The organism is Methyloprofundus sedimenti, from assembly GCF_002072955.1.
In the GTDB taxonomy this organism is placed as follows: Bacteria; Pseudomonadota; Gammaproteobacteria; order Methylococcales; family Methylomonadaceae; genus Methyloprofundus; species Methyloprofundus sedimenti.
The window spans coordinates 2741567-2764044 of sequence record NZ_LPUF01000001.1; the positions used below are offsets into that span (position 1 = coordinate 2741567).

The 22478-nt window shown below is 41.9% G+C and carries 18 protein-coding genes; 10 read left to right on the forward strand and 8 right to left on the reverse strand.

Annotated features, from left to right (window positions below; translation table 11 throughout):
- The first annotated feature begins 16 nt into the window (after window positions 1–16).
- The 6 genes from AU255_RS12135 to AU255_RS12160 all read left to right on the forward strand — a co-directional run bounded on the left by AU255_RS12135 (window position 17) and on the right by AU255_RS12160 (window position 6732).
- Window positions 17–1801, forward strand: a complete 1785-nt coding sequence (locus AU255_RS12135; RefSeq protein WP_080523101.1) for an NAD(P)H-dependent oxidoreductase subunit E — start codon at window positions 17–19, stop codon at window positions 1799–1801.
- A 2-nt stretch (window positions 1802–1803) separates the two neighbouring features.
- A complete protein-coding gene (locus AU255_RS12140; RefSeq protein WP_080523102.1) occupies window positions 1804–2523 on the forward strand; it encodes a 2Fe-2S iron-sulfur cluster-binding protein in 720 nt (239 codons plus the stop codon).
- Window positions 2513–3052, forward strand: coding sequence for an NADH-quinone oxidoreductase subunit B family protein (locus tag AU255_RS12145; protein WP_080523103.1), 540 nt, complete (start codon window positions 2513–2515; stop codon window positions 3050–3052). The genes AU255_RS12140 and AU255_RS12145 overlap by 11 nt, the downstream gene beginning before the upstream one ends.
- Window positions 3053–3112: 60 nt before the next feature.
- A complete protein-coding gene (locus AU255_RS12150; RefSeq protein WP_080523104.1) occupies window positions 3113–3508 on the forward strand; it encodes a VOC family protein in 396 nt (131 codons plus the stop codon).
- Window positions 3509–3591: 83 nt separating this feature from the next.
- Complete coding sequence (locus tag AU255_RS12155; protein ID WP_080523105.1) at window positions 3592–5244, forward strand: DUF1254 domain-containing protein; 1653 nt, start codon at window positions 3592–3594, stop codon at window positions 5242–5244.
- Window positions 5245–5262: 18 nt separating this feature from the next.
- A complete protein-coding gene (locus AU255_RS12160) occupies window positions 5263–6732 on the forward strand; it encodes a DUF1254 domain-containing protein (protein WP_080523106.1) in 1470 nt (489 codons plus the stop codon).
- 98 nt (window positions 6733–6830) lie between these two features.
- Here the strand turns inward: AU255_RS12160 and ltrA are convergent, their stop codons facing one another.
- Window positions 6831–8144 carry a group II intron reverse transcriptase/maturase gene (gene ltrA, locus AU255_RS12165; protein WP_080523107.1) on the reverse strand — a complete coding sequence of 438 codons (1314 nt, stop codon included), beginning with the start codon at window positions 8142–8144 and terminating at the stop codon, window positions 6831–6833.
- 975 nt (window positions 8145–9119) lie between these two features.
- Here ltrA and AU255_RS12170 point away from each other — a divergent pair.
- Complete coding sequence (locus AU255_RS12170; RefSeq protein ID WP_080523108.1) at window positions 9120–9326, forward strand: hypothetical protein; 207 nt, start codon at window positions 9120–9122, stop codon at window positions 9324–9326.
- Window positions 9327–9785: 459 nt separating this feature from the next.
- Here the strand turns inward: AU255_RS12170 and AU255_RS12175 are convergent, their stop codons facing one another.
- The 5 genes from AU255_RS12175 to AU255_RS12195 form a co-directional block, all read right to left on the reverse strand.
- A complete protein-coding gene (locus AU255_RS12175; RefSeq protein WP_080523109.1) occupies window positions 9786–10361 on the reverse strand; it encodes an IMPACT family protein in 576 nt (191 codons plus the stop codon).
- A gap of 55 nt (window positions 10362–10416) precedes the next feature.
- On the reverse strand, window positions 10417–11550 hold the full coding sequence (locus tag AU255_RS12180; RefSeq protein WP_080523110.1) for a methyltransferase: 1134 nt from the start codon (window positions 11548–11550) through the stop codon (window positions 10417–10419).
- A 56-nt stretch (window positions 11551–11606) separates the two neighbouring features.
- Entirely contained in the window at window positions 11607–11996 is a 390-nt protein-coding gene (locus AU255_RS12185; protein WP_080523111.1) for a type II toxin-antitoxin system VapC family toxin, read from the reverse strand.
- Complete coding sequence (locus tag AU255_RS12190) at window positions 11996–12247, reverse strand: hypothetical protein (RefSeq protein WP_080523112.1); 252 nt, start codon at window positions 12245–12247, stop codon at window positions 11996–11998. The genes AU255_RS12185 and AU255_RS12190 overlap by 1 nt, the downstream gene beginning before the upstream one ends.
- Window positions 12248–12382: 135 nt before the next feature.
- Window positions 12383–13975 carry a protein adenylyltransferase SelO gene (locus tag AU255_RS12195; protein WP_080523113.1) on the reverse strand — a complete coding sequence of 531 codons (1593 nt, stop codon included), beginning with the start codon at window positions 13973–13975 and terminating at the stop codon, window positions 12383–12385.
- A gap of 131 nt (window positions 13976–14106) precedes the next feature.
- Here AU255_RS12195 and AU255_RS12200 point away from each other — a divergent pair, with 131 nt between their 5' ends.
- The 3 genes from AU255_RS12200 (at window position 14107) to AU255_RS12210 (ending at window position 17469) form a co-directional block, all read left to right on the forward strand.
- Complete coding sequence (locus tag AU255_RS12200; protein ID WP_080523114.1) at window positions 14107–15474, forward strand: hypothetical protein; 1368 nt, start codon at window positions 14107–14109, stop codon at window positions 15472–15474.
- A 358-nt stretch (window positions 15475–15832) separates the two neighbouring features.
- On the forward strand, window positions 15833–16513 hold the full coding sequence (locus AU255_RS12205) for a sulfite exporter TauE/SafE family protein (protein WP_080523115.1): 681 nt from the start codon (window positions 15833–15835) through the stop codon (window positions 16511–16513).
- The gene (locus AU255_RS12210; protein ID WP_080523116.1) at window positions 16510–17469 is read left to right on the forward strand and encodes a sigma-54 interaction domain-containing protein; all 960 of its coding nucleotides are present in this window, start codon (window positions 16510–16512) and stop codon (window positions 17467–17469) included. Before AU255_RS12205 ends, AU255_RS12210 begins: the two co-directional genes overlap by 4 nt.
- A gap of 60 nt (window positions 17470–17529) precedes the next feature.
- Here the strand turns inward: AU255_RS12210 and AU255_RS12215 are convergent, their stop codons facing one another.
- The gene (locus AU255_RS12215) at window positions 17530–20880 is read right to left on the reverse strand and encodes a DUF748 domain-containing protein (protein ID WP_158083113.1); all 3351 of its coding nucleotides are present in this window, start codon (window positions 20878–20880) and stop codon (window positions 17530–17532) included.
- A 283-nt stretch (window positions 20881–21163) separates the two neighbouring features.
- The gene (locus tag AU255_RS12220; RefSeq protein WP_080523118.1) at window positions 21164–22465 is read right to left on the reverse strand and encodes an ammonium transporter; all 1302 of its coding nucleotides are present in this window, start codon (window positions 22463–22465) and stop codon (window positions 21164–21166) included.
- Between the last annotated feature and the right edge of the window lie 13 nt (window positions 22466–22478).

Sequence of the window (22478 nt, forward strand, 5' to 3'; positions counted from 1 at the left end):
ATACCAAGGAAAAAATATGCAATCGTTTATACAGCCAGTGATTGACAGATATGGAACTTCTTCTGATCAATTACTTCCTATCTTACGAGATATTCAATCCGAATTTCAGCATATTCCTGCTGAAGCCATAGAATGTGTTGCGCTATCTCTCGATATACCCCGCACACAAATTATCAGTGTCATAGAGTTTTATAGCTTTCTTCATTCTACTCCACAAGGCAAGTATGCCCTGCTGGTAAGTGATTCAATTACGGATCATATGCTGGGTAAACAGGATTTAATGTCCTATATGGCCAGCCAGTTAAAAGTAAGCATAGGCGAACTTCGCACCGACGGTTTAGTCAGTTTAAATAATACTTCTTGCTCAGGCATGTGTGATCAAGGTCCTGCCGGATTAGTCAATGGCTATGCTTTAACTAATCTGGACCGTCCGCGTATTGACGCTATTGTTAAACTTATTGAGCAGAATATCCCTGTGCAACAATGGCCAAGCGAGTTTTTTATGGTAAAAGATAATATTTACCTGCCTGGCTTATTACTGCAAGATCCAATAGCACCTGGTGATGCTTTAAAAGCTCGTTTTCAAAAGGGTTTGCAACAGACCTTGACAGAAATTGATGTCTCTGGATTACGTGGTCGTGGCGGCGCCGGATTTAAAACGGCCATGAAATGGCGTTTTTGTTCTGAAGAAATAGAAACGGAACGTTATGTGGTTTGTAATGCTGACGAAGGCGAGCCAGGAACGTTTAAAGACAGAGTCTTATTAAACACATATGCACATCAGGTATTTGAAGGCATGACTTTATGCGCAAGTATTATTGGTGCAGAACAAGGTTTCTTGTATCTTCGTGGTGAGTACTTGCATTTATATGACAAATTACAAAATATTCTGCAACAACGCCGCCACTCAGGATTATTAGGTAACAATATACTGGAACAAGGCTTAAACTTTGATATTGAAATACGTATGGGATGTGGTGCGTATATTTGCGGCGAAGAGTCTGCCTTAATAGAATCTCTTGAAGGTAAACGCGGCATACCCAGAAACAGGCCGCCCTACCCGGTATCTCAGGGTTATCTTAACAAACCCACCGTAGTTAATAATGTAGAAACCTTTTTTGCGGCAAGTAAAATTGCACTCGAAGGTGGGCAATGGTTTGCTGATGTTGGGACAAAACAATCACAAGGCACGAAAATACTGAGCATTAGTGGTGATTGCACAAAACCGGGCATCTACGAATATCCATTTGGAACCAGCATTAAACAAGTACTGCACGATTGTGGCGCGGCATCAGATATCTTAGGCATACAAATTGGCGGCCCTTCAGGTACTTTTATAGCAGAGAATGAAGTTCACCGTACCCTGGCATTTGAAGATCTCGCCACAGGCGGTTCCTTTATCATTTTCAATCAATCACGCAATATCCTCGATATTGTCAAGAACTTCACTCATTTTTTTGCGCATGAAAGTTGCGGCTTTTGCACACCTTGTCGAGTCGGAACGTTACTCTTAAAAAAACAGCTGGATAAAATAACCGAGGGCTACGGCTCTGCGGGGGATGTTGCAGCGCTGGAAGAACTCTGTCAACTGGTTAAGAACCTGAGCCATTGCGGTTTAGGGCAAACAGCTGCCAATCCGATTTTGTCAACCTTAGAACGTTATCCTGAAAGCTATCAGCAACGCTTGAAAAAAATCAGTTATGAACCTGGCTTTGATTTAGATGCTTCACTGGAAACTGCCAGACGTTTAGCTAATCGTAACGATGCCGGTGCACACTTGGCACAAGTAGAGGAAGATTAATCATGAGTAAAACAATCACCATAGATGGCAAGGAAATACCTTATGAAGATGGCCAGACTATCATGGATGCAGCTATCGCAGCCGACATTTATATTCCGCATTTATGCCATGATCCAGACTATGAGCCCCATGGTAGTTGTAAACTTTGTACGGTCAATGTTAACGGCAGAAATTGCTCAGCCTGTACTTTCCCTGCACTGGAAGGACAGAACATTATCAATCAAAGTGCCGATCTGGAACAGGATAGAAAACGCATAACCCAAATGCTATTTGTGGAAGGCAATCATTTTTGTCCTTCATGCGAAAAAACAGGTGACTGTCAATTACAAGGCGTCGCCTATTATTTAGATATGCATGATAACCATTTCCCGCATTTTTTTGCCAATCGAGAAATGGATGCCTCACATCCGGATATTTTAATCGATCACAACCGCTGTATTTTTTGTAATTTATGTGTGCGAGCCAGCCAGGAAAAAGACCATAAAAATGTCTTTGCAATCAGTGGCCGTGGCATGAACAAACATCTGATTGTTAATTCTATAACAGGCAAATTAAAAGACAGCAATATCCATATTAATGATCATGCCGCGCATATCTGTCCAACAGGTGCAATCCTGATTAAACGCACAGGCTATAAAGTGCCGATTGGAGAACGTACCTACGATAAACAAAAAATTGATGCCGTCGCATTAGCTAAGGAGAACAAACATCATGGCCGCTAAGTTAAGAGTTGCCACAACCTCATTGGCAGGTTGTTTTGGTTGCCATATGTCTTTCCTGGACATAGACGAACGCATGATCGAATTAGCTCAACATGTCGAATTCGACCGTTCCCCTATTACCGATATAGAACATTGCGGTCCTTGTGATATAGGCTTAATTGAAGGGGGCGTCTGTAATTCAGAAAATGTGCATACGCTACGCGAATTCCGTAAAAACTGTAAAGTTCTGGTTGCCGTAGGCGCTTGTGCCATTAACGGCGGCTTGCCCGCCATGCGCAACCATTTTAAGCTCGAAGACTGTCTGAATGAATCTTATATTGATGGCATGGGTTTAGAAAATGCACAAATTCCCAGCGACCCCGAACTACCATTACTTTTAGATAATGTACATCCCATTCACGAGATAGTAAAAGTAGACTATTACATGCCCGGCTGCCCACCCTCAGGTGATGTATTCTGGTCATTTTTAAGTGATATTATTGCCGGACGGGAACCGAGTTTGCCTTATGAACTGGTGCATTTTGATTGATGTGTGCGGATCAAGTTTAAAATGCAACGGATTGGAAAAGCCTGAAACCAGGAGAAATCCATGCAGGAAATTACCGGAATTAACCATATAGGCATAAGAGTAAGTAACCTTGAGCGGGCAAGGGAATTCTATGAACAACTCGGGTTTGTATTTATAGTCGGCCCAATTGGCCCTGAACCGGTTGCAATAATGGAGCATCCATCCGGCGTTAATATCAATTTTATTCTTAATGCCAATTCAGGTAGCACTGAAAATATACTGATGGATATCCCTGCAAAGCACCCTGGATACACGCATTTCGCACTGAATGTTTCTAATATAAAATCTGTAGAGAAAACTCTAATTAAACTGGGCATACCTGTCACAGAAGGCCCAATTAAACTGACCGATGGTGGAGTTATGTTATTTATTCGTGATCCTGATAATAATGTTATCGAATTTCACCAGAACGCATAACAAAATGGCCATATCTTAGATTGACTCAAAACAACTATCAGTGAGCATTCAACAATTTAGCTAAAAGCAAAGGAAACTAAGCAATGCAATATTTCATCAAACCTCTGGCCGTCCTCGCAGCCTGCACCTTGCTGGCGGCACCCAATCTGACCACCGCCCAGGCGAGTGACGTAATCCCCCCCTCGCTGATTACACCGGATAAAATGGAAACATCCCTCGGCACGCTTGAATTTAAAGACGGCGCGCCGAGCAATGAGACTTCCACCACGGTTTATGACTACCTCGACCTGATGCACGCTGTCGAGGCTTATACGAATGCCTATCAGGGCGCCTCAGTGGCATCCCTGTTTAAAGGTTTCCACGCGGCTGGAGTGTCTGACAACACGGCTATTGTCTGGTCGGAACTGATGGATTCTAAGTCTCTATTCCTGACGGCTAATGCAGATACGGTTTATTTTTGGGTCAACGTTGACCTAAGCAAGGGCCCAATCGTAGTCGAAACACCCCCAATGGCATTGGGTGTTATGGACGACAGCTGGTTCCGATGGGTTACTGACTTTGGCTTGCCTGGCCCAGACCGTGGTGAAGGCGGGAAATACCTGCTGGTTCCACCTGGCTACAAAGGTGAGCTACCTGAAAGCGGTTACTTTGAGAATAAAGTACGTACAACTCGCGTAACCATGCTTGGTCGTTTGTTTCTAGAAGACAACAGTCCAAAAAAACCGGTCGCGGTAATCAAGAAAACACTCAAAATTTATCCGTATGAAGCCGGTGGATACGGCACCAGTATCGCTTCTGCCTTACAAGGAAAAGCGACTTTATTACGTTCGCCGAAGCATAAACTGGAATGGAGTTTCTTAAGACCTCAACCACCTGTGAAATTCACTGAAGGTACTGGCCTGGCTATCAATACAATCCCACCAAGTGATTACAGTTACTTTGAATTAATCAATGACGTGGTTCAACGTGAGCCTGCGGATTCTCTTGACGCAGAAATTCTTGGTTCACTCGCAGCTATCGGTATCGTCAAAGGTAAAAAGTTTAACCCTGACGCGAGAATGAAGCAAATTCTTACTGACGCCGCGGCTATCGGTTCGGCGACTGCTCGTACCTTAAACTGGAACCCACGTGATACAGAAGGATTTAGCTACTATCCTAACTCTACCTGGACTAACATGCTTTTTGTTGGCGGCTATAACTTTGAGACACCCCCACCGAAAGTTAGCGCGGATGGAACTATCACGCCCTATCCCGCAACCGGGGCCCGTACACTCAACTCTCGTACGGCAATGTTCTTCTACGCAACAGGTATTACTCCCGCGATGGTTATGCGCCTGACAGGCATAGGCTCACAATATCTTGCGTCATTCAAAGATTCCCATGGCGACTACTTTGATGGAGCAAAGACCTACAAAGTGACACTACCTAAAGGTATCCCTGCTGAGAAGTTCTGGTCTTTGACGCTTTATGACAACCAGACACGTTCAATGCTACAGACGCCACAGCGCTTTCCGCGTGCCGGCAGTCAAAGCTATCCTGGACCAGCAGCTGTCGCTAACGCCGATGGTTCTACGACCGTGTATTTCAGTCCTAAGAAACCCGCTGGAGTGAACGATGGTAACTGGATTCAAACTGATCCGGCTAAAGGATGGAACACTTTGATACGCTTCTACAGTCCACTGGAATCATTCTTCAACAAAACCTGGCGTCCAAGTGAAATCGAGTTGGTGAATTGATCAAAATTGGAGCATAGCATGAAAATAACAAGGCGTAGATTTCTGAACGCAGCGATGGCAAGTATCATTACCTTAACCTTTATCACTGGTTGCGCGGTCAAGAACGACGCCATCGTGCAAGCGGAGAAAAATGAGAACAATGCACCTGGCATCGCCGAAACCAAGGCTATTGCCGAGGAAGGCTTTATTTATGGTTTGCCCATCGTAATGAACTATGCGGTGATGTATGCGTTCAGCGTGGACAAAAACTCCAGTCAATACAAAGCTCCGTTTAACGTCATCGATAACTTGCATCGTGTCTTCACCTACAAAGACACGGCCATCATCTCGCCTAACAGCGACACGCCTTATTCTTCTTTGTGGCTAGACTTGCGCACCGAACCAATCGTGCTGTCGGTTCCCGCTGTGGAAAAGGAACGTTACTTCTCGGTAATGCTGTGTGATGGCAACACCTACAACTATGGCTATATCGGCAGCCGCGCCACTGGCAATGAACCCGGCGACTACCTCGTAGTTGGTCCTGACTGGAAAGGCGAAACACCGGCGGGCATCAAGAAAGTTTTCCGCTCCGGCACCCAGTTCTCCCTGGTTGCCTACCGCACTCAGCTTTTTAACCCTGATGACATGCTGAACGTGGAGAAGGTCCAGGCCGGTTACAAAGTACAGCCGCTGTCGGCGTATCTTCACCAGCCCGCGCCACCCGCGGCCCCAACTATCAACTTTCCGCCGATTGACAAGGAGTTGGTCAAAAAGAACTTTTTCCAGTATCTCGACTTTGCCTTGCAATTCGCTCCGGGCACTCCGGAGGAAGCGGAAATTCGTTCCAAACTTGCTCGCATCGGTATCGGTGCCGGTAAGAAGTTCAATTTTGAAGAACTTGATCTGGAACACATGCTTGAAGTGGGATTGGGTATGAAAGCCGGCGAGGCCAAAATCGAGGCCATCATTGCTGCGGGCGGCAAGGATCAACATGGCTGGCGCGTCGGTGGGCTAGCCGGCGGCAATGCTGCCTACTTTAGTGGCAATTGGCTGGCTCGCGCCGGCTTGGCGAAAGCAGGCATCTACGCAAATGACCCGGCTGAAGCTATGTACCCATTGGCTAAAGTGGATGCTAACGGCGCACCGCTCGACGGTAGCAAACATAATTACACGCTCACTTTTGCTGCTGGACAGTTCCCGCCGGTGAACGCTTTTTGGTCCGTGACGCTGTATGATGGCAAGAGCCAGCTCCTGATCAAAAACCCCATCAACCGTTACCTCATCAACTCGCCGATGTTGCCGAACATGAAACTAAACAAGGACGGCTCGCTGACGATGTATATCCAGAAAGACTCTCCTGGTGCGGCTAAGGCAAGCAACTGGCTGCCCGCACCGAATGATACCTTCTATCTACTTCTGCGCCTCTACTGGCCCAAGACGGAAGCGCCTTCCATCTTGCCGCCCGGTGAAGGCACATGGCAACCGCCCGGCATTGTGAAGGTGAAATGATTCGTCAGTGAAACGCGCGGGTCGTCTCTATCGGGTCAGAGGGAGCCGCAGCTCCCGTCTGCCCACAGAACCGTGCGTACGGGTCCGTACACGGCTCCTCACGCAAGACGTATCCATTGAGAAACTTCAAACCAATGCTCTAACTTTCGGTCGGATCGTATTTCCTGCCCTTTCAGATTTATAAACCAACTGTTCGGATAAGCCCTCGTCACTGCTCGCGCATTGGAGAGTTGCCACCGTTTGTTGTTTGAAAAGACGGCTTTTGATGCTTGTTTTCGTGGTACGCCCCGTTTGACCAGTTTTCGATATAGATGCTGTTTTCTCTTTTGTTGATCGACTATTCGTGATCGTAGTCGTCGCCTGATATGGGCTTCGATTTTATTCAATTGTGAGGGGTAGTAAGTCAAACTGTAGTAATTTGACCAGCCCACATACCATTGATTGATCTCGTCCAGTGATGTATCCAGAGTCTGATGTGTACCTCGCGGTGTCAGTGCTTCGATTTCACTCATGGCTGTTTGCAGGGCTTTATGCGCAATGGCAATTGTCCCCTTAACCACGGTAAAACCTAAAAACTTTACCGCATCGGATTTAGCCACCTGGCTTTTCTCCTGATTCACTTTCAGTTTCAGCTTCTTTTCGATGAATTGGCTGACTTTTTCCATCACTCGATCTGCCGCTTTTTGCGATTTTACGAAGATATTACAGTCGTCCGCGTACCTGCAAAATTCCAGTCCACGTTTTTCCAATTCCTGATCCAGTTCATCCAGAACGATATTGCTCAGCAAGGGACTGAGTGAGCCCCCTTGCATTGCGCCTTCCTTGCTGGGGTTGACGATGCCATTGATCATGACGCCGCTACGCAACATGTTTCCGACTAGGCGAAGTATCCGTTTGTCGGATATTTTCTCGCCCATTCGGGCTATCAGCCTGTCGTGATGGATTCTATCAAAAAACTTGGATAGATCTATATCCACCACGTAGGGCTTGCCACTGTTCACTATCTGTTGTGCCGCTTGTACCGCTTCGTGCTGGCTTCGCCCTGGGCGAAATCCATAGCTGTGCGGTGAAAAATGCGGATCAAAGACCGGTTCCAGCAGTAGCTTTAATATTGTTTGTACCACTCGATCCCGTACCGTCGGTATGCCGAGTAGTCGTACACCTTTGCCTCCCGGCTTGGCTATTTCTACTCGACGGACTGGCGAGGGTTGATAAGTCCAGTTTGCGAGTTCCTCTTGCAACTGACTTAGCTCTTCGTCTAAACGAGTTTCAAAGTCTGCAATGGTTATTCCGTCTATGCCGGGTTTACCTTTGTTTTTCTTTACCTGTTTAAAAGCGACGCCCAAGTATAAGGTTGAGCATAACTGGTCGAAAAGTCTGGGTTCCTCTATTAATAGGTCGTGTTCGTTCATTTCACTTTTTTTTCTTTCTTTTGCAATGGGATTTCTTCAATCTCGCACAACCGATTCGTTCACTGTTTACGACGCGAATAGAGGGTTGTTCCTGTTAGGCTGATCTCAGTCCATCAGTTTATAATCAACGGCCATGGCCGCTTACGTGTTCCGCCCTTCACCTCCAACGTCCTGTTGCTGATTTGATGTTTTACCCTCCTTCATGTCACCATGAATTCATCGGCACCAAACTTTACGATTACTATGGCTTCATCTGAAAACCCTCGGTTCATAACGTCTACATTACTGTAGCGCTTAGGGCTTAAGAAGTCGCAGTTACTCCGACCCAAAGCCGACGGCTCTGTAGTGGGTAAGATAGTCAACTATCTCTCGATCTACCTACCTTCAATACAACAACACGTTACGGTGAGAATATTGGACTTCGGTGGTCGCGGGCACCTTATCCCCTTGTTGCCGCCTTACGAAGGTTCACTTTCGTTTAGGTGATCGATTTGGCTAGAGCTTCCTTCAGATTCCGCATTGGCTCCCAATAACCGTGTTTCCCTGTTGGGTAGCTACCGGGAGTTTCTTTGGACACCCTTGCTTTCGCCTACTTTTTCCCTTCTCACAGGGCAAAGGCTGGATTTCCACCAGCTAGCTGACTATCATGCCAGTCACACCACGAGACTGCTCGCGCATTCACAGACAGGAAAGAGGATACTCAACTATAGACGCGCCATTTTTTCCATATGAAACTGCAGAAGAAAAAAGTAATTTAATAATTTAAATTTACTCTGACCTCAGTTTTCTAGTGCTTGTAATTAGCACATAAGTCTGTCACCCTATTCATAGGTCAGTTGTTTGCGGGTAATCTTTGTTCTCTATCTCTTACTGGAGAATAAACGATCAGACTGCAGGTGATTGGCTGTTTATTCTATCTAATTCAAGTTTTGCACTTGTTGGTTGAATCCAAGAAATATTATTAAAGGAAACAAATTGAAAAAATTTATATTAACAATCGTATTGAGTTTTTTTGTATCTGCAATAGCAGTTGCTGGTGACCAAGTAATGAAGAATGACAACCCCAACGCTTCAGAAATGGAAGGAAAGCATATGAAGAATTCTAACCAAAATTCTTCACGTTTTGACACAGTAGTGGAAAAAACAAATAAACCATATACAGCTATCAAGTACCAAAAATAACTTTAGTTATAGTGTAGCAAAAGATCAATTTAGTATTTTAAATAGCTCCCAGCGCCATAGTAAATGGATATGGGGTTACCCAAACATTAGGCAAGCATATAAAAACGAGTCACCTGTTTGCTGAGTGGTCGTATGGAGCAATGACATAATACGGAAATTTCGTGTTCTACGTTGTTTTATACGAGCGACTTATTTTATTTAAATCTTGATGTTAAAAAATATTCCTCACCCACGATATGTTTGATAAGAGAAGAGCAAAGTGACCAGAAGTTAAGGTCTGATGTCTTGTACTACTTTTATAACAATTTTCTTCACCAGTCGAGCTGGTGATAAAAGCATTATTCTAGTAACAGTTCGCTGTGGGTTGCTAGCAGCATTTCTGTATACAATTTGATTAAATCTTTAAAAGCGATTTCGTTGGCGACTATCAGCTTGTCAAAATAATTCCAATCTTGCGGGCTATTGGTAAACTCCACCCGGATAAAGCTTTAAAAAATCATCACTCTGACTTGCCGGCAATTGAACAAGCAACTTAACTTGCCCGGTAAAATCCTTGCTAATAATTTCTCCAGAGAAATTGTTCAAAGTATATTCAAATGACTGCAGTTGATTATAATCAACAACAAATAACAATGTAGCCAGCTCAATAAATTCGATAATATCAGCTACTTCAATGGCTTGTTTAGCGGCATTACCATAGGCGCGCGTCAAACCTCCTGCACCTAATTTAATCCCGCCAAAATAACGCACCACCACACACAATACGTTAATTAAGTCATGTCCTTCTATATATTTAAAAACTGGTTTTCCAGCCGTTCCTGAGGGCTCACCCGCATCATGAAACCGGCAAATAATACCTTTCTCTGTTTTAATGCGGTAGGCAAATACTATATGGTTTGCAGATGCATGCTCGGTACTTAAATTTTTTAAATAGTCGACTGCTTGTGTTTCACTGCTACAGGGATAAATTAAGCCGATAAAGCGTGATTTCTTAATACTTTCTTCTATTTTGGCCGGGTCTTTAACGCATTGCACTCGATTCACCTATGAGTTTGCTTTCTTTTATACCTCAGAATAATATGCTTTTTTCTCAATTAGAAGCTTTAACAATAATAAATTTCGCATTCGAAGCGACAAGCTCGACGCTAGAAAAATATTTTTTCAAACTTGCCTGATAACCCAGGTGGCGATTACCAATGACCCACAATTCACCACCTGTACGTAATACTTTTTTTGCCTGATTAAACATGCGCATGGCAATATGACTACCAATTGTTGTTTGCTGGTGAAAAGGCGGATTACATAAAACCAGGTCAATACTATCAGGCGCAAAATCGGTTAATGCATCTGCAGCCGTAAATGTTGCTTTTCGAGTTTTAAATGCATGCTCAAAATTTTGCTGTGCTGAAGCCACAGCCATAAATGATTCATCTATAAAATGTAGCTGAGCAGCAGGATTGTTTGCAGCAAAAATAAGTCCGACTAAGCCATTTCCACAACCCAGATCGACTACTTGCCGGTATTTATTATGTTGCGGCAAATTCGCCAAAAAATAACGCGTGCCTATATCCAGGTTTTTATGTGAAAAAACATTGGCATGATTACAAATCTGATAATCGGTATTTTCCAGTTGATATGTGAGCGGATAGGGATTAGCCGGAATACAACGCTGCTCATCAGGCGTTGCATAAATTAAACGCGCTTTTTTAACGGCTTTTGACGGTACGGTTCTACCCACCAGGCGTTCAACTGTCTGCCATACTGAAGCGGGTAGATTTTTAACCATACCCGCGACAATAAGCTGGGTATCCGGTTTTAAAGCACTCTGCAGACGAATTAAAATATCTTCTAAATAAGCTAACGTTTTAGGTACTTTAATCAAAATAAAATCAAACTCACCAGCTGGCAATCGTAAACTATTAAATAATTGTACTGCATCTACTGGCAGCGCATTTAGCGCTAAATTTGCAACAGTTGCCTGCTGGGAAATAAAAGAATCTGAGACAGAACAGGGTTGCACGGCATGTAAAGCCACAGCTAAAGCACCAAAACTATCATTGATTAGCAATACTCGAGGATTTTCAAACAGCGCGAGTTTGGCTGCTACATCGTTTAATAAATACTCATCCGCCGCATCCCAGGCACGTAATTTTTCGCCTTTTTCCACGGGGAAGCGTTGTAATTGCATGTGCCCTTGAGCAACTTGAAGTGTCGTTTCTAGCATATTTTTAACAGCAAGGTTTGTTCTGAATAGTTAGAAACTAATAACCAGCATAAAGACTAGATAACCCTTTCAATATCAGTCTGAGAAAAATCATTGCCTTGAAACAACAAAGGTTGATTTAAGTGTTTTGCCGTAGCGTAACTACAACAATCACCAAAGTTTAGTTTTGCAGGATGTCTGCCTTTTCCATATTTTTTCCAGGCAGTACGCGCTAACAATGCCTGTTGGGCATCAAAAGCAATGATTGTTGGAATAATCGTTTTTAGAAGCTCATCGTACTGGGCTGCTCCAGGCTCGCCTTTCTTATATTCAATAACCATTGATGATTCAACAATACTGACAGCACTAATATAAATACTATCTGCTTCTATCAAATGTTGCGTAAAATCCTCTCCTTCAGTTTCTTCTAATAAAATGGCTATTAAAACGGATGAGTCAATAACCACTACTCATCACCCCATAAGCCCATCTCACTTTTCACATAACCTAAAATATCATCAGCTGTACGGTGATCAAGGGTAGGCAGACTAGAACATTTTCTAGCAATCTGCATAATAGCCTGGTATTTACCATTTTTGTCTATTGCCATAGTTGCAACTTGCCTAGCTTGCTCTTTAAGCTTTTCCTCAAACTCAGTTACCTGCTGCTGAATAGCTGTTGGAGGTAAATTATCAGGGATGTTGATGGTAATTTGCATATTTTTCTCCTAAAAACAATTCGATTATACACACTTGTCAAAAAGTACAGTTAGATGAAGATTTCCTGCATTTGCTTTTTTGAGAGGTAGATCTAGTTAATTTCATGTGTATTTGAGACTAGGTTCCTCAATTTATCAAGAACTACAAGACAACATCGAACACCCGGCTTTAGTGCGCGCCCAATCCGGACGCTTTTCTGCCCAGGCCTGATATTCGGGTTGTTCATCATAAGGGTGACGTAATACGTCTAACAATTCATTAACCATACTATTATCGCCCTGCTCTGCTTTATCGATGGCTAACTGGGCTAAATAATTTCTCAACACATACTTAGGGTTGGTGGCGTTCATCGCTTCCTTTCGACGAACATCATCTGTTTTATCTTGTTGTACTCTGCCAATATACTGGCGTAACCACTTTAGTATTTGTGTTTTATTGGCCTCAGTCAATTGCTCAGGTTGATAATAGGCATCTTGTAACTCGGCTAATAACTGGGCATCGCTTAATGCTATTTCTGTAGAAATATTCGCCAGTTTACGATAGAAAATCGTCATATCAGTTTCTGTTAACACTAATATTTTTAATAAATCATCCTGCAGCTCTTTATCTGTCTCGGGTTCAAACACCTGTAAACCTAACTTTTCATTGAGCATGTTTTGATAAGACTGGATAAAAGTTTTGCTGTATAAAGTTAGCGCATCTTGCAGTGGTTTGACTTGCTCTATCAATGGATAAATGGCATTTGCAAGCTGGTTTAAATTCCATGCAGCAATCTGCGGTTGATTGCCAAAACGATAACGACGCTGTTCTCTATCGGTGGTATTAGGCGTCCAGTCCGGGTCATAATTATCCAGCCAGCCATAAGGGCCATAATCTATAGTCAGGCCTAAAATAGACATATTATCAGTATTCATTACCCCATGCACAAAGCCTACGCGCTGCCAATGCACAATCATTTCCGCCGTTTTAAGACAGACTTCCTTAAACCAGGCCTGATAGGTGTCTATGCCAGGCTCACCTAAATGCGGAAAGTCGGTGCGTATGGTGTAATCAACCAATTCACGCAATAAAGCTACATTTTGTCGGGCTGCATGAATTTCAAAACTACCAAAGCGAATAAAGGATGGCGCAACGCGACACACCACAGCGCCTTTTTCCAATTGTGGATTACCGCTATAAAACATGTCCCGGACAACTTGTTCGCCGGTAGTAATCAGGCTTAATGCCCGTGTGGTTGGCACACCCAGGTGATACATCGCTTCACTGCATAAAAACTCACGTACTGATGAGCGTAGCACAGCAAGGCCATCAGCCGTCCGCGAATAAGGTGTCAGTCCTGCACCTTTTAATTGCATTGCCCAGCGCTCGCCTTTTTTATTGCGCACCTCACCTAAGTTAATAGCTCTACCATCGCCTAATTGCCCTGCCCAATGTCCGAATTGATGGCCGCCATAGCACATAGCATAAGGCTGCATCCCAACAACTAACTGGTTACCGGCAAAAATCTGGGTAAAATATTCCGTAGTACAATCTGCTTCGGATAAATCAAACAATGCTGCCACTTCTTTCGCGTAAGCAATTAGTTGAGGCCTGCTTACTGTAGCTGGCTTAACTGCAGAATAACAGGCATGTTCAACCTGCCTAGGGTGTGGCCCAGTACTGGTATCAGCCGGTAAATCCTGAACAAAGCGATTATCAAACTGTAATTCGTCGAGTTTATGTTGCATATTGATGTTTGAGTTTATTGTAAAATTGATTCCTCTTCATAGTCAGACATGAATCAATTCGAAGCTGCTATTGGCATTCTGTTGATTTAATCTACACTCTACCTGTTAACGTCACTTGTAGATCAAATATTATGCCTAATATTACCAGCAATCAGATCTTTTCCCAATCTGCCAAACATTTCTGGCAAACATGGTTATTCGCATTAATCTGGAATGCCAGTGTCTGGTTTGCCATTATCAACGCGGGGCAAAATATCCTGGCCGCTTTTGAGGCAAATCCGGTTTTTTACTGTTTTATTAGTTTTCCCTTCATCGGTTTATTCATCATCTTTCAAGCCATCCAACAAACATTAGCCTGGTATAAATTTGGTAAAACGCCGCTGACCTTAAACCCCTTTCCAGGTCAAGTAGGTGGCCGTTGTGCAGGTCAGCTTGATCTACCCGTTCCGGCAAAATATGCCGGTCATGCAAAAGTGAGTCTAAGCTGTATCCGCCGTTATCATCAGCGTAATAATAATGGTAAAAGCAGCTGGCATACACAATCATTGTGGCAAGATAGAATCACCCTCAAGCCTGATAATGATGGTCAGAAAATACGTATAAATTTCTCTTTTAATCCCCCTGCCGATTTACCTGAATCAGAACCTGAAAGTGATGACTATCATATATGGAGCCTACAGGTTCGTCTGCCACTACCAGGTATTGATTATGACCGAATCTTTCAGTTGCCTGTGCAAACTGCTGATGAACAGGCAATTTCTGCTACTAAACGCTTTAAACCGAAAACATCGACCATTATAGCCCATCAGGATACTGATAGCAGTGCTACCCCGCAGATAATACAGTCGGCTTCTGGCACTCAGTTCTATTTTGGCTACGGACGTTCCAGGGCTATGGGAATTAGTCTGATGGCATGCGGATTATTTCTTGCTGTGTTTGCTCATTATTTCTTTGCAGGCTTTTTAAACTTTCTCCCAATAACAACCGGCTTAATGGCTGCATATGTTGAATTAATTGCCTTGACACTGTTTATTTTAGGACTATTTTTGATCGCCAACAGCCTTAGTGTAGAAGTGGGCTTGATGGGAATTAGAAAACAGCAGCGTATCTTTGGTTTTACTTGCGAAGAAATAACAGATGCCGAGAATATTGCCGATATCGTCATAGAACAAAATGCTTCATCAAGCTCGGGAAATACAGCACGTGTCTGGTATCGACTAAAATTAATCAAACATAACGGTCAGACTATAGAAATCGGAGATAGTCTTGAAGGTCAAAGTTATGCAGCACTCATCAGGCAACAAATGCTGGCCGCACTGGGCAGTTCATGGCAGCCGGCAAGACGACACAAAGCACCGGAAAAAAATAAACGACCGCTACCCGTTTGGTTAAAAAGAATAGGCAAAGTACTATCCTACTCTTTTATCATTGCGATTATTTGTGATTTAAGCCAGATGTTCCCAGCAATAATTATTTTTTTGACACAGTATTTGCCCTGAAAAAAAAGCATGCAACAGTAAACTTGTCAGTTCCACAGCTTTCGCATAAGCTTCCCAACCATGCTGCACAAGATGCTTAGCCGGTTACACAAGCTATCATTGGAATATGTTAATTGGTGTTTGTACGTGCTTTAACTTTATTGCGTTGAGGGATACTTGACTACAGCAAATAAATGCCAATTGCTGTATTGATAACGAATAAATATAATAGTGCATAAGGCAAAATTCACCCTTTTATACATCATAAAAATAATTTATCTATGCTATATAACCCATCGAATACGCCATATGACTCACTTATAAGAATATTATAATAGAGCCTATCTCACATTAATTACGATATGGTATTATACCTGCTATGGAAATCAATCAAATTATAAGCTCCCCCATTTTTATTGCCTTTTTTATTGGCTTATTCAGTAGTCTGCACTGCGTGTCCATGTGTGGGTCTATTATCGGCACCTTGTCATATAGTTTAAAGCCTGAAATACGCAAAGATAAATCAATAATGATTAGATTTATCTTTAGCTATAATTTTGGTCGTATATTCAGCTATATGCTGGCAGGCTTTATTATAGGATTAATTGAATCGGTACTCACTTTTCCCTTAGGCGCAGAACATGGGCATAGAGTTTTACAGATTATTTCAGCACTTATTATTACCGGAGCTGGCTTTTATATCGCTGGTTGGTTTCCAAGTTTTGCCTATATAGAAAAGACCGGATCATATTTCTGGAAGACCATAGAACCTTATGGCCGCAAGTTAATTCCTGTTGCCAGCTTAAAGCAAGCCTTTCTATTTGGTATGGTTTGGGGCTGGATTCCTTGTGGCCTGGTTTATACTGCACTTGCTTTGGCGGCCACTTCCGGCGATATAACTATTAGCTCACTAACGATGTTAACCTTTGGATTAGGAACTTTACCAGCTGTGATGGGTACAGGCATGGTTAGTTCATTTATTACCCGTTTATCAGGTTTAAAAACAACAAAACAAATTATCGGTATGTTATTAGTACTGGTAGCAATTTTTAGCGTATGAGCCATTTTAAAGATATCATCAGTCATTCACCTGCATTTGATAATGTACTGCGTAGCGCACGCATGGTTGCTGCGACAGATGTCACTGTACTTATCAAGGGAGAAACTGGCACAGGTAAAGAGGTATTAGCCACAGCCATACAGCAAGACAGTCACCGCGTTAATAAACCTTTTATAACCTTGAATTGTGCTGCATTACCTGAATCACTTATTGAATCCGAATTATTTGGCCATAGAAAAGGTTCATTTACCGGAGCTATTGCAGATAAAAAGGGAATTTTTCAAGCAGCTAATGGTGGAACTTTATTTCTTGATGAGATCAACTCTTTACCTGTCAGCATACAGGCCAAGTTATTACGTTTTCTAGAAAATGGAGAATGTTTAGCCGTAGGTGATACAGAACCTTATTTAGTCGATGTGCGAATCATCTCAGCAACCAACTGTGACCTGCAACAGCAAATAGATGCAGGAAAATTCAGAGAAGATTTATATTTTCGACTTAATGTCATTCCCTTAGAGATACCCGCATTAAAGGAACGAGTTGAAGATATTGAGCATTTGATTAAACATTTTAATGATCACTTTTCTGCACAGCATTCCAGAATTGCACCGAAATTCAGCAAACAGGCAATCAAGATCCTGCAAAATTACGATTGGCCAGGCAATGTACGAGAGTTACGAAACTTATGTGAACGTACATCAGTCCTGTTATCCGGGCAGCTGATTGAAGCGGAAAACTTTCCACATGACTTTTTTTCAACTAAAACAAGCAACTCAAATAACCAGGACTTTGCTTTACCGAGTGTCGGTATTAACCTCAACAAACTGGAAGCCGACCTCATCCATCAAGCATTACAGCGAACCAATGGTAATCGAGCTAAATCTGCACGTTTACTAGGGTTATCGCGAGATACCTTGCTGTATCGTATCCAAAAGCATGGATTGGCAAATCAGTAAATTTATTCGTTGTCTTCTACATGAGGAGATGTAAACTAAAGACCACTCCTCCCTGATTTTTTACTCAACTTTTAAAGATAAGTCAGTATTTAACTGATTATGTTCTGCATCAGCTATCACTTTGCCATCGAGTATAAAGATTCGTGACTGAGTGATACCCTCCTTGTTAAGCATATAAGCGGCAATATTTCTAGCTCGGGTTAATGCTAAAATGGCCAGTTTATTATTATCTGGCTTAATCATGGCTGTTAACATATTATTGGCAACGGTATAAAAATCCCCCATCTCTGGATAAGTTAATTTAGGGGTACCGAAAATAGACCGTTGCGCCAAGTCAGGAAATGTCTGAATAAATAAATCAGCTAGTAAACGTTGATATTCATCTCCAGATAATTCTATATACGCAGCCCGTCTTGTTTTACCCGCTTTCTTTAATTCATCCGCGTGTATTTGCTTTAACTTATCCATTAAAGCAACCTTGTTCATTGCCGGCCAGTCCTGGTTTGTATAGGCCATTCCCCTGATATCAAGACTAAGTTCTGTTTTTTGCACCAGAGCCGTTGCCAGCTCATCTAATTTTTTACCCTGTTCGGCATTTATTTCAGCGTTACCCGCTTCAAATGTAACAACACTGTAATCTGCATTACTGCCTAGAAATGAACCTATTGCAGTAAAAGGTGATGCGGCTACTTTGGTCAATAGATTAATAAATACATCAAGTACTAACCCCCTCAAACTAAACTCAGGATCATCCATGCTGCCTTTTACCGGCATATTAATATTAATCCTGCCATCTTTATCTTTAAGCAGAACAGCGGCTAAACGCAAAGGCAATTTTACAGCATCTGGATTATCTACCTTTTCCCCCAGCTTAAATTGATCAATGACTAATTCATTAGTCGCGGTTAATTTTTTATCGCTAACTTGATAGCGTAAATCAAGTGACATTTTACCTTTTTCTATCTTATCGCCAGAAAACTCAACCATATAAGGCGATAAAAACGGTAAAGGAAAACTTTTAAAATGCATCGCTATATCTAAATCGTCCATGCTAGCGTTAAAATTCCCCTGTACTACAACAGGTGATAAATCAAATGCTTTACCATTTAAATCAACTTTTGTTTTGTTTTTTTGGTTTGAAGAAATATTACTTATGCCACCTTTTAAATCATTTAAATGCACGACAAAAGGCAAAATAAGTGAATAATCTGAAAAATCAGATTCTCCATGGCTAATATTAGTCTTATCAATTTTATAAACAAACGGGCTGGCAGCGTTTGTAGTTGCTTTTTGTTGCTTATCTGATTTCTCAGCAACGATGATATCGTTGATATTGGTTGTCTTATCCTCCTTGATAGTGACCCTTGCGTAGGGCCGATCTAAACTAACCGATTTAATTTTTAACTCGCCCGGATGTAAATTAAAATCCAAACCTGCCAATGTTAATTTCTGCCATTTAAGAAAATCCTGCTTTAAAATCTGGTCGCGAGTATGCAAATCCTTAATATCAATTTGCCCCCGATACTGCAGTTGTAGATCCGCTTGCTTAGCTTGAGAAATGGCTAACTTACCCTGGGTATTAAAATTACCTCCGATAATATCCAGGCGCGCAGCTTGATTAATATACGGTTCAAAACTGTCTATTCCTACCTTGCTTATCGCTATATCAAGATCTGTTTTAAAGGGTTCAATAACAGATTGTCCGGATATATTTATTATTCCTTGTTGATTAAATCGTGAGCTAAATGAGATCGGTAATTGCGCCCCTTGCTGGTTATTAAACTCGGTAACAGCAAAATTCACTTCCGTTAAATTCAAAGAGACCGGCCTTGCTGTCGTATAGTCTTTAAATTCCAGAGCATAATTGTCAATTTTAAATTCTGCTAGCTCTAGCAACCAGGGCTTTGCTTGAGTATCACTCATTTTGGATTCGGCGCCTTGCTCTTCTGGTTTTGTGGATGCAGGGGCAAATAAGCTCTGGTAATTAAACTCACCATTTTTCGCCAGCCATGCTTTTATAAGCGCATCATTAGTATGGATGGCGTTTATTTTGACATTTTTGTCCTGTAAATTAAAATCGATGTCACTTACCTGTATCAAAGGAACTTTTATCAGTTCAGCCTCTTTATTGGTAGATAAAATAAGTTCCCGAAGATTCATATAACCTTGATTTGCTGTTATCTGTACTAATTCGTTTGCTAGTAAGTGATAGTTTTTAACCCCCATATCCACAGCAGCAATATTAAGTAACACTGCTTCTTCATTGCGTTTATCACTGAAGTTAATTTTTGTATCCTTAACGGCTATATCTTGAATATTTAAATTCCAGGGCAACACTTCGGTTTGCTGCGCTTGTTGTGGATTTTCTTTAGCTGTTTCTAATTCACTTTCTTTAACAGCAAAAGCTCCCTGATAGTTCAACTGCCCAGATTGTTCAAACCACAGTTTAAAATCAGCACCTTTAGATGCAACTTTTTCAATATCAATAGTGTGTTTATTTAAATCAAAGCTAAGCCCCTCAACTAAAAAATACGGCATGCTTAAAAATTCTTTATTATATTTCCTGTCAACAAAGGTAAGATTTTGAGTAAGTAAACGACCTTCAGTTAATTTAAAAAATAACTCGTCTTCAGAATAGGAAAGTTCATATTTAAATGTAATAGACTGGTTGCCTGCCAGCCACTTAAACTGCACTAAATCCTGTAAAAACAAGCTCCATACATCGCTGAAGTGTAAATCTTCTACAGTAATTTCGCCTTTAGATAAGATAGGATTAACACCAAAGTTACCAAGCCATTGCAACTTGCTTTCCTTACCTAAAGCCATAGAAAAACCTAAATCTGCACCTTTATCGGGTAAAGTAGCAAAATCATCCAGTTGCAGGTTAATATTGTGTATAATTTTATTAACAGGTTCGCTTTTTAGTGCATCAATTCTAGCAAATTGTCCATTAATAAGAGCTATTTTATTGATGATAATAGGGAAGATACCTTCCGATTGCTCTGTTTCCTGTTCTTCCTTGCCACTCAATAAATCACTAAAATTATATTGCCCATCTTTTAATGATTCTATTCGAACAAAAGGCTCCGTTAGCCTTAAAATATCTAACACTAAAGTCAGGTTTCTAATACTAGACCAGACTTGAATATTGGTAAAAAGTTCTTTAAAGGAAACAAAAGTCTGCAAGTCTTTCTCTTGCATAGAAAAACCCTGCAGACTTAATTTCAGAGAAAACGGATTAAATTCAACAAGTTCAAGTGATGCTTTACGTCCTGTTTCAGTTTCTATCAGCTCAGGCAGTTTACTTTGCATATACTTAGGCAATAACACAAAGCCAGCTAATGTATATAGCAACACCAGACCCACAGTAATCAGAACTGGTTTTCGATATCTTTCAATTAACTGTGGCATACTCATAAACTTCAAAAAAACTCCGTAATAAAACATTAGCTGATTACCCATAACTCTCAGCCACAGTGAAATAAAGATTTAAATATCAGTATGTTAAAGACGTCGTCATTCCCGAAGTCTTATATCGGGAATCTATGTTTAACCTACTAGATTCCTGCTAGAAACATGCAGGAATGACGAAGTATAGCTGATAGTTGTGGGTAATCAGGAAACATTATTATCGACATAGTAGAAAAAACCGTCTTTATTCTAGTTAATACATACATGGAAAACCTGCTATCGACTATAAATTATGGTAGCCCGTTTCTTCATGTAAAACAATATCCAGCCCCTGCACTTCGCCATCTTCCGATACACGTAAGCCCATCAAATAATCCAGAACCTTCAAAATGATATAACTGAAAGCCACACTCCAGATAATTGTCGCCACTACCGCTAAGGCCTGGATGCTAACTTGTTCAAATATAGTAATACCGTCCAGGCCCAGGCCGCCCATACTTTTGGCTGCAAATACACCGGTTAAAATTGAACCCACTATGCCACCTACACCATGCACCGGAAAAACATCCAGAGAATCATCTATATGTAAATGACGTTTGACAATTTGTACGGCATAAAAACAGACAATACCTGCTGTTATACCAATGGCCAGTGCTCCAGCAGGGCCAACAAAACCTGACGCGGGAGTTATTGTACCTAAGCCTGCAACCATACCTGTTACAATACCTAACACACTCGGCTTACCAAAACGTATCCATTCAATGACCATCCAGGTCAACGAGCCAGCTGCTGCACTAATATGAGTGACTAACATTGCCATACCTGCAGACCCATCAGCCGTTAATGCACTGCCCGCATTAAAACCAAACCAGCCCACCCATAACATCCCTGCTCCGGTAACTACCATCGGCATATTATGCGGAGGCATTGCTACGGTCGGAAAACCTCTCCTCTTGCCTAACATTAGTGCAGTAACCAGAGCAGAAACACCTGCGGTAATATGAATCACAATCCCACCAGCGAAATCCTTTACACCCAAATCAGCTAACCATCCACCACCCCATACCCAGTGACAGACAGGGACATAAACCAGCAGCGCCCAAAGCGCACTGAAAATCATCATCGAAGAAAATTTCATTCTCTCGGCAAAACCACCCACAATTAAAGCCGGGGTAATAATGGCAAAAGTCATCTGAAACATAAAAAACACAGTTTCAGGGATGTCACCCGTCAAACTATCTGTCCCCATATTCGGAACAAACGCCTTAGACAATCCTCCAATAAAGGGTTGAGCCCCTCCGCCATCAGTAAAAATCAAGCTATACATACCTGCCAGCCACATAATTGAAATCATGCAAGTTATGGCAAAACACTGCATTAAGACAGACAGAACATTCTTACTACGAACCAGGCCTGCATAAAACAATGACAAGCCAGGCAAAGTCATAAACAGCACCAGAGCCGTTGCCGTTAAAATCCAGGCTGTATTTGCCTGATTAAGTTCACTAGCTCCTGCAAAACTTGGCAATAGAACTAAGGCCAGAAATAAAATACTTTTTTTATTTTTATTATATAAATTATTCATCTTCTTAAATACT